Here is an 8,363-nt window from a genome sequence, read left to right on the forward strand (position 1 = left end):
TTGTGCGTTCGAGTCTTGACGGAGTGCGATGGATGTGGGAGCGGTGTTGACCGGGTCGCGGGAGCCTCGTGAGAGCGCTCCCACTCCGGGTGGGAGCGCTCTCTCACTCCGGCTCTCGCGGTCAGGCGTACGGGCGGGGCCGAGACAGGGGCTTGGGGCCGGAGTCAGGGCTGGGGCCGGGACGGGAGGTCGGTCACGAAGTCGGCCGCGAGGGTGTCGAGCAAGTCGTCGATCGAGGGCAACGCCCGCATCTCGTCGGCCAGTCGGCGCGCCCCGGCGCGGTACGACGGATCCGCGAGCACCGACTCGACGGCGGCACGGATACGCGGCACGTCGTCGGGCCCGATGACGGGCATCGTGTCCGGCGAGCCGCCACTGGGACCGACCATCAGCCCGGCACCCGCCTCACTCACCAGCCGGGCGTTGGCGGGCTGGTCGGCGAAGAACGGGATGACGACCAGCGGGAGACCGGCCGCCAGTGTGCCGAAGGTCGTACCCGAACCGCCGTGGCAGACCACGGCGTCCGCGCAGGCGAGGACATCGGCCTGCGGCACCCAGGCCTCGACATGGACATTCGGCGGGACCGGGCCGAGCGCGGACACATCGGTGGCGCGCCCCGCCGTGAGCAGTACGCGTACCGGCAGTCCGCCCACCGCCTCCAGTGCCGCACGGTAGGCCGCGGCGGCGACCGGCAGTCCGCCCGCGACGGTGCCGAGGGTGAGATAGACGAGCGGTTCCGCACTGCCGGCCCACCAGTCGGGCAGCGGGGCGCTCCGGGATACGGCGGCGGCCTCGCGGAACCGGCGGGTCAGGGCGTACGGCGAGGGGTCGACGGAGGCGGGGAAGCGGGTGAGATATGGGGAGGCGCGCAGCCGATCCACCAGTTCCGTGCCGTACGGCGCGAGCGCGGGCGCGGCCAGTTCGAGTGCGCCTGCCTCGATCCGCGCCGCCGAGATCGCCACCTGTGCGTGCGGGACGCCGACGCGCTCGGCGGCCACGGCCGAGGCGTACTCGCACGGCTCGCGCAGTACGAGCTCGGGCCGCCAGTCGCGGCACGCCTCCTCCAGCGCGGGCAGCATCGCCGCCGTACAGAGCCGCCCGAACAGTTCCCGGTCGATCAGGACCGCGGCTTCCTTCCTGGACACCTGTGAGAAGCGCTCCATGATCGCCGCGGTTTCGGCCGCGGGCGGCTCCCCGCCGATCCGGTACGGCTGCCCGCGCTCCGCGAGCCGCGCCTCCAGCTTGGGCGGCCCGACGACGAGCACCTCGTCCCCGCGCGCGACGCAGGCGTCGATGAACGGTACGAGCGGATTGAAGTGGCCGGATCCCTCGGTCGAGGCGAAGAGTACGCGCATGGAGCCGGACTCTAGGGCCTCTCGTTTGGATCTCGCTGTGCTCGCGGGCCGGCCGGGCCCAAACGAAAGCCCTGGCGCCGCGGGCGCGCCGGACCCGCTCGGCGGTTGAAGACCTGGCGCCGGACGGGATCTCCGAAACACGCCCTAGGCATGCATGGAGCCCAGGAGTGCGAGGGCGTCGGCGCTCGGAGTGCCCGGGGCCGCCGTGCCGACGAGCAGGTGCCGGCCGGGTGCGTGCTGGACGTCAAAGGTCTGGTAGGTGAGCGTGATCCGGCCGACGTCCGGGTGCTGGAAGACCTTGGTCTTGCGGCCGAGGCCACTCACCCGGTGCTCCCGCCACAGGGCCGCGAACTCCTCACTGCTGCCGAGGAGTTCGCGTACAAGCGCGGCGATCCCGGGATCGCCCCGGTCCTCCCCCGCCGCCAGCCGCAGCGCCTCCGCCGTGTCACGCGCGACGGTGGACCACTCGGCGAACAGCTCCCGGGCCGCCGGGTCGTGGAAGACGGAGCGGACCATGCCGCGCGGGTCCGCCAGCGGGGAGAGCAGGGCCTTGGCCAGGGCGTTCGAGGCGAGGACATCGAGGCAGCGGTTGACGACATAGGCGACCGCACCGGGAAACGCGTCCATGAGCCGCAGCAGCGCGGGGTCCACCTCGTCGGTACGGTCCTCGCCGGTACGGGCGGAGGGCGCCGGCTTCGGTACGAGGCCTGCCAGCCGGTAGGCATGCCACCGGGCGTCCGTGTCCAGGCACAGCGCCCGCGCGATGGCATCGACGACCGGGCCCGAGGGGCTCCGCTCGCGACCCTGTTCCAGGCGGGCGTAGTAGTCGGCGCTGACCCCCGCGAGTACGGCGACCTCCTCGCGCCGCAGCCCGGCCACCCGACGAGGGCCGGAACTGGGCAGTCCCACCTCGGCGGGGCTGAGCAGGGAGCGCCGCGCGCGCAGGAATTCCCCCAGTTCGGAACCGCTCATCCGGGAATCGTACGCCGCCGCTGCCGCACGGCCGGTCCCTGGCCGCCGACCCGGGACGTCGGCCCGGGGTCGTCGGCTCGGGGCCGTGGCAGGCGGGCGGCTCGTACCCGGCGCCCGCACCCAGCTCCCCTACTCAGGGCTCGTACCCGGCTTTCGCACTCAGTGCTCGTACCTCGGCCGGTCGCCGTTCCTGGGTGTGGCGCACCCAGGAAGCCTCGCCCTCCCCCTGCGGCGCGATCCGTCGCACGCTCGGAATCCACGGCGCGATCACCAGTGCGTACCGGTCACGCCCGTCACAGGCATCACAGACGTCACATCCATCACACCCACACCTGTTGCCCCTTTTTCCCGTTTTCCGAAGGATCCTCATGAACGCCCCGGCCGCCTCTCCGCTCCCCTCCCCCAGCAGCGCCGTCTCCCCCGGCAGCAAAGTCGTCCTGATCACCGGCGCGAGCAGCGGTATCGGCGAAGCTACGGCCCGGCGTCTGGCCGCCTCTGGCCATCGGGTGATGCTCGGCGCCCGCCGTACCGCCCGTATCGCCGCCGTCGCCGAGGACATCCGGGCCGACGGGGGCTCGGCCGCCCATCATGAACTGGATGTGACCAGCTTGGAGAGCACCCGGTGCTTCGCCCGGGCGGCGCGCGAGCGGTACGGACGGATCGACGTCCTGGTCAACAACGCGGGCGTCATGCCCCTGTCGACGGTGGACGCGCTGAAGGTCGACGAGTGGAACCGCATGATCGACGTCAATGTCCGCGGCGTGCTCCACGGCATCGCCGCGGTGCTCCCCCTGATGCGGGCCCAGGGCGCGGAACACGCAGGACACACAGGACATGCGGGACACATCGTGAACATCGCGTCCGTCTCCGGGCACCGCGTCGACCCCACCGCCGCCGTCTACAGCGCCACCAAGTTCGCGGTGCGCGCCATCTCCGAGGGGCTCCGCCAGGAGAGCCGCGATCTGCGGGTCACCGTGATCAGCCCCGGTCTGACCCGCAGCGAGCTGACCGGGGGCATCAGCGACTCCGCGGTGCGCGAGGCCGTCCAGGAGCAGATGGGCATCGCGATCCCCGCTTCGGCCATCGGCGCGGCGATCGACTACGTCATCGGCCAGCCCCTGGACGTCGATGTCAACGAAGTCGTCGTACGGCCCACCGCCCAGGGCTGAACCCGGCGCTGAACAACCGGCGAACTCCGGCCCGGGCCGACACGAACAATTCGGCCCGGGCGCCTGACGGTTGGGGACAACGGCTCGGCGGGTCCTTGCGCAATTGGCATGCCACGGACATGCTTTTCCCAGCGGAATCTACCCGCATAGATCCGGCTCCGTCCTGAACGCCCCCCAACCGCCGTCCCGCCGGAAGGCGGATCGGCATGCCTCCAGGAGGAACCCTTGAGCACGCGTTTCACCCGCCGCCACGCCACCGCCCTCGCCCTGTGTGCCGTCACCGTCGCCGCCCTCCAGGGCGTGGCCTCGCCGATGGCGGGCGCCTCGCAGCAAGCCCCGTCCGCCGCGGCGCCCGCGCAGGCCCCGGCCTCGGCGGTCGGCCTGGTCGAGGACCAGACCGCCCGTGCCCTCGCCACCTCGCTCACCGACCAGAGATGGGGAGCCCAGATACGCTCCGCGGCCCTCGCCTCGGAGCAGGTCGATCTCCGCGCGCTGACCGACCGGGCCACGGCCCGCGCCGGGCAGGCCCTCGCGCCCGCGGTCGCCCGGGGCGACCAGCGCATCGCCGAGGCCAAGGGGCTCGGCGCCGACACCGGTTCGCTGCTGCGCCTGCGCCTGGCCGCCGACTCCATGCGCGACGAGCTGGCCGCCGGAACGGCCCCGCTGGTCGCCGCCGCCGGCACCGACGACAGCGCGGAGACGATCACCGCGTACGACAGCCGTGGCCGCGCCCACACCCTGGACGCGAGCCGCACCCCGGACCGGCCCGTCTATGTCGTCGACATCGACGTCACCAAGGCCATGGCCGCGGGTCTGGGCGTTGTCGACAAGGAACTCACCAAGCGCGGCCTGACCTCCGCCGAGGCGCCGCAGGCACGGACGGAGGCGCGGACGCAGAACCGGGCCGCCGCCGCGGGCTTCTGGACCACCCGCGTCGACTCCGTCTATCTGTCCAACGACGAGGAGCCCTGGATCTCGGGCGACGCCGAGATCTTCTCGATCGTCAGCGGCTTCGGGTTCGACGGCAAGGTACGGGTCGACACGGTCACCATGCCGTACCTGGACAACGACGGCACGACCTACTACCCGAACCAGATCCTCGTCAACTGGTCGTCGTACAAGTACAACCTCGCCGACGTCGTGATGATGGAGGACGACGGCGACACCAACTACCAGGCGCTGGCCAAGGCCATCGCCGACATCCTGCTCACCATCACCGACCAGGGCGCCTACATCCCGCTGGTCAACGCCATCCTCGACGCCATTCCGACGTCGTGGTGGACCAACGACCCGGACTATGTGGACTCCTGGTACACCCTGGCCCAGAACTCCTCCGGCCGTCTCAACGGTGCCCGGGGCAACGGCTGGATGACGGTCAGCCCCTACTTCGTCCAGCAGTTCTGACGCACGGGCGCTGCTGACACCGCCGGGATCCCGTCCGGCCGGTCGACCGGTCCCCGGCTCGTACGGTCCAGCCGACCGTACGAGCCGGGGACCGGCGTTTTGACGGCTGCCCGCGCGACCGCTTCGACCGCACGACCACTTTCACAACGGTGGTGGCACAGCAATACTGTTCCACTGAACCGGGCTGCCGGAGTGAATCGGTCTGCCCAGATCACACCGGCCGGAAGCGGGGTGCGGACCATGGCCACCGAAATCGAACCCGAGAACCGGACCGGCGCGACAGGCCGGACCGGCCCCGGGACCGCGAGCGAAACCGGAACCGGGGCGGGTACCGGGTCCCGGGCCAAGCCGCCGACTCTCACCGTCGACGAGCTGGCCGCGCGGACCGGGGTCACCGTACGCACCATCCGGTTCTACAGCTCCCGCGGGCTGCTTCCGCCGCCGGTGATCGGGCCGCGCAGGGTGGGGCGCTACGGCCCCGAGCATCTCTCCAGGCTGGCGCTGATCGAGGAACTCCAGCAGCGGGGCATGACCCTCGCCGCGATCGAACGCTATCTGGAACGGCTGCCGCCCGGCCTCAGCCCGCGCGATCTCGCGATCCACCGTGCGCTGGTGGCGTCCTGGGCGCCGGACTCGCCGGAGGACGCGACCCGGGCGGAGCTGGAGCGCAGGGCCGGGCGGGCGCTGGCGGAGGACGACATCGACCGGCTCGCCGCGATGGGCGCCCTGGCCCGCGCCGACCGCCCGGACACCTACCGGCTGGACCCGGCGCTGCTGCGGCTCTGCGTCGAGCTGCTCGACGTACCGATCACACAGGAGACGATCCTCGCGGCCCGTACGGTCCTGCTGGAGCACACCCGTGAGGCGGCGCGCAAACTGACCCGGATGTTCCGGGACGAGGTGTCGCTCCCGTACGGCCCGGGCGCGGCCGATCCCGAGCAGCTCGCGGCGGTGAAATCGCTCTCCGCCCACATGGAACCCCTGGTGGTGCAGGCGCTGATCACGGCGTTCCAGCGGTCGCTGAAGGAGGAGCTGCGGACCGCGTTCCAGGAGCAGGAACAGGAGGAGTGACTACGCGTACGACCTCCGCGCGGCCCGCACGCACCTGACCGCAGCACCGCACCCGCAGCCGCACCCTCACCCGCACCCAAAGCCACGGTCAGGGCCCACGGTCGGGGCACTCGGGGCCCTCACGCGTCGCTGAACCTCTCCCCCTTCTCCGCCTTCGCGACCAGCAGCGCCGGTGGCTGGAACCGCTCTCCGTACCGCTCCGCCAGTTCGCGGGCGCGCGCCACAAAGCCGGGCAGGCCGCCTTCGTACCCATTGATGTACTGGAGCACACCGCCCGTCCACGCGGGGAAGCCGATGCCCATGATGGAGCCGATATTGGCGTCGGCGACCGAGGTGAGGACGCCCTCCTCCAGACAGCGCACGGAGTCCAGCGCCTCCGCGAAGAGCATCCGCTCCCGCGGATCGCGCAGCGGGTCGCCGGTGAGCGTGTGCGTGCCGTCCGCCGTGCCGAAATGCTCGCGCAGCCCCGGCCAGAGGCCGATACGCCGCCCGTCCTCGCCGTAGTCGTAGAAGCCCGCGCCGCCGCTGCGTCCCGTACGCCCGAACTCGTCCACCATCCGGTCGATCACCGCGTCCGCCGGGTGCCCGGCCCAGGTGCCGCCCGACTCCTCGACCGCGCGCCGCGTCTCGTCCCGGATCTTCCTGGGCAGGGTGAGCGTCAGCTCGTCCATCAGCGCGAGCACCTTGGCGGGATAGCCGGCCTGTGCCGCGGCCTGTTCGACCGAGGCCGCCTCGATGCCCTCGCCGACCATCGCGACACCTTCGTTGATGAACTGCCCGATCACCCGGGAGGTGAAGAAGCCGCGTGAGTCGTTGACGACGATCGGGGTCTTCTTGATCAGACGCACCAGGTCGAAGGCGCGGGCCAGGGCTTCGTCGCCGGTCCGCCCGCCCTTGATGATCTCGACCAGCGGCATCTTGTCGGCCGGTGAGAAGAAGTGCAGCCCGATGAAGTCGGCGGGCCGGGACACGCCCTCGGCGAGCAGGGTGATGGGCAGAGTGGAGGTGTTGGAGCAGAGCAGCGCGTCGGGCGCGACGATGTCCTGGATCTCCTGGAACACCTTGTGCTTGAGCGCCGGGTCCTCGAAGACCGCCTCGATCACCACATCGCAGCCGGTGAGATCGGCGGGGTCGGCGGTCGGGGTGATCCTGGCGAGTAGGGCGTCGCGCCGCGCCTCGGTCGTACGGCCCCGGGAGAGCGCCTTGGCGAGGGCCTTCTCCGCATACGCCTTGCCCTTGTCGGCGGCGTCCTGCGACACGTCCTTCAGGACGACGTCGAGACCGGCACGCGCGCAGGAGTACGCGATACCCGCGCCCATCATCCCGGCGCCGAGGACCGCGACCCTGCGGGCCTCGCGCCGCGGAATGCCCTGGGGACGGCTCGCTCCCGAGTTGACGGCCTGGAGGTCGAAGAAGAACGCCTGGATCATGTTCTTGGCGGTCTGCCCGGTGACCAGCTCGGTGAAGTAGCGCGCCTCGACGGTCTGCGCGGTCTCGAAGTCGACCTGGGAGCCCTCGACGGCCGCCGCGAGGATATTGCGCGGAGCGGGGAAGGGCGCTCCGCCGAGCTGCTTCTTCAGATTGGCGGGGAAGGCGGGCAGGTTGGCGGCGAGGCGCGGGCTGGACGGCGTACCGCCCGGGATCCGGTAGCCCTTGATGTCCCAGGGCTGCCACGATTCGGGGTGGGCGTCGATGTACGCGCGGGCTGCCGCCAGCATCTCGTCGGTGGTGGCGGCGACTTCATGGACGAGCCCGGCCTCCAGCGCGTGGGCCGGGGAGTACTGGGTGCCCTGGAGGAGGACCTTGAGCAGGGCGTCCGCGATGCCGAGGAGCCGTACCGTACGGGTCACTCCGCCGGCCGCGGGCAGCAGTCCGAGCGTGACCTCGGGCAGACCGATCTTGGATCCGGGCGCATCCAGGGCGATCCGGTGGTGGCAGGCGAGGGCGATCTCGTAACCGCCGCCCAGTGCGGCCCCGTTGATGGCGGCGACGACGGGTTTGCCGAGGGTTTCGAGGCGCCGCAGGGCGTGCTTGACGGCCATTCCGCTCTCGAAGACCCGCTGGGCGTCCGCCGGGCCGACCTTGATCATGTCCTTGAGGTCGCCGCCCGCGAAGAAGGTCTTCTTGGCTGAGGTGACGATGATGCCCCGGATTCCGTCCTTCTCGGCCTCCGCGCGCGCCGCGATCGCCGCGAGGGAGTGCCGGAAGGTCTCGTTCATGGTGTTGGCGGACTGGCGGGGGTCGTCCAGGACGAGGGTGACGACGCCCGACGCGTCCTGTTCCCAGCGAATGGCCGAGGACGCCGGGGTGGTGGACTCGCTCATGCTGCTGCTCCGTAATCCGTGACGGGGGACGGCGGGCGAAGGAATGTGGCGAGCGGGCCGGTCGGGGA

General features: G+C 71.5%; 6 protein-coding genes. 3 read left to right on the forward strand and 3 right to left on the reverse strand.

Annotated features, from left to right (window positions below):
• Positions 1 to 164: 164 nt before the first annotated feature.
• A complete protein-coding gene (locus WH07_RS35200) occupies positions 165 to 1,355 on the reverse strand; it encodes a glycosyltransferase (protein ID WP_046509209.1) in 1,191 nt (396 codons plus the stop codon).
• Between the two features lie 144 nt (positions 1,356 to 1,499).
• On the reverse strand, positions 1,500 to 2,327 hold the full coding sequence (locus WH07_RS35205) for a helix-turn-helix domain-containing protein (protein WP_046509212.1): 828 nt from the start codon (positions 2,325 to 2,327) through the stop codon (positions 1,500 to 1,502).
• 368 nt (positions 2,328 to 2,695) lie between these two features.
• Between WH07_RS35205 and WH07_RS35210 the strand changes: the two genes are divergently transcribed.
• From WH07_RS35210 to WH07_RS35220, 3 genes are all read left to right on the forward strand, one after another.
• Positions 2,696 to 3,496: an SDR family oxidoreductase gene (locus tag WH07_RS35210; RefSeq protein ID WP_046509215.1), complete on the forward strand. Its 801-nt coding sequence runs from the start codon at positions 2,696 to 2,698 to the stop codon at positions 3,494 to 3,496.
• 225 nt (positions 3,497 to 3,721) lie between these two features.
• Positions 3,722 to 4,900: a DUF3103 family protein gene (locus WH07_RS35215; RefSeq protein WP_232789173.1), complete on the forward strand. Its 1,179-nt coding sequence runs from the start codon at positions 3,722 to 3,724 to the stop codon at positions 4,898 to 4,900.
• A 240-nt stretch (positions 4,901 to 5,140) separates the two neighbouring features.
• Complete coding sequence (locus tag WH07_RS35220; RefSeq protein WP_079023818.1) at positions 5,141 to 5,971, forward strand: MerR family transcriptional regulator; 831 nt, start codon at positions 5,141 to 5,143, stop codon at positions 5,969 to 5,971.
• A gap of 119 nt (positions 5,972 to 6,090) precedes the next feature.
• On the opposite strand, the gene WH07_RS35225 is transcribed toward WH07_RS35220, so the two are convergent.
• On the reverse strand, positions 6,091 to 8,295 hold the full coding sequence (locus WH07_RS35225; protein WP_046509219.1) for a 3-hydroxyacyl-CoA dehydrogenase NAD-binding domain-containing protein: 2,205 nt from the start codon (positions 8,293 to 8,295) through the stop codon (positions 6,091 to 6,093).
• Between the last annotated feature and the right edge of the window lie 68 nt (positions 8,296 to 8,363).

The sequence above is a fragment of the Streptomyces odonnellii genome (assembly GCF_000981895.1).
Lineage (GTDB): Bacteria > Actinomycetota > Actinomycetes > Streptomycetales > Streptomycetaceae > Streptomyces > Streptomyces odonnellii.

Coding starts and splice junctions, on each gene's coding strand:
- WH07_RS35200 (WP_046509209.1), bottom strand. CDS start 1,355: ATGCGCGTACTCTTCGCCTCGACCGAGGGATCCGGCCACTTCAATCCG.
- WH07_RS35205 (WP_046509212.1), bottom strand. CDS start 2,327: ATGAGCGGTTCCGAACTGGGGGAATTCCTGCGCGCGCGGCGCTCCCTG.
- WH07_RS35210 (WP_046509215.1), top strand. CDS start 2,696: ATGAACGCCCCGGCCGCCTCTCCGCTCCCCTCCCCCAGCAGCGCCGTC.
- WH07_RS35220 (WP_079023818.1), top strand. CDS start 5,141: ATGGCCACCGAAATCGAACCCGAGAACCGGACCGGCGCGACAGGCCGG.
- WH07_RS35225 (WP_046509219.1), bottom strand. CDS start 8,295: ATGAGCGAGTCCACCACCCCGGCGTCCTCGGCCATTCGCTGGGAACAG.